Below are 304 nucleotides of genomic sequence, written 5' to 3'. Positions count from 1 at the left end.
ATTCATTTCAAATACCTGTTCAGCTATTTGAGTTTGCAACGACAACATTAACTCTTGTTTTACATTGGCAATCATTTGTTGGCTAGCTCGGGTCATAGTCTGCTCAAGCGCAGCAACCGTATTTGAGATTGAGATTTCATCAGCCTGAGCCGAAACACTGGCGGTAACGAGTAATGCTGCAGCAATTGATAATTGAACACTACGACGAATAACGTTAGTTGAAGTTAAAGTTAAAATAGACATAATGGAATCCTTTATTGTGCTGGTTGATGACAACTAAACACTCGTCTAGTTGATTATACAA

1 protein-coding gene is annotated in these 304 nt (G+C 38.2%); it reads right to left on the bottom strand.

The window, feature by feature from the left end; translation table 11 throughout:
• Positions 1-243: hypothetical protein (locus AAEZ00_RS20890; protein ID WP_351089793.1), on the bottom strand; the 243-nt coding region annotated here is incomplete at its 3' end.
• Between the last annotated feature and the right edge of the window lie 61 nt (positions 244-304).

Origin of the sequence: Shewanella sp. S1-49-MNA-CIBAN-0167, from assembly GCF_040310145.1 — a bacterium.
Taxonomy (GTDB): Bacteria; Pseudomonadota; Gammaproteobacteria; order Enterobacterales; family Shewanellaceae; genus Shewanella; species Shewanella psychromarinicola.
Note: the sequence above shows the minus strand (reverse complement) of the source record. Positions and strands in the feature narration are given on the sequence as shown.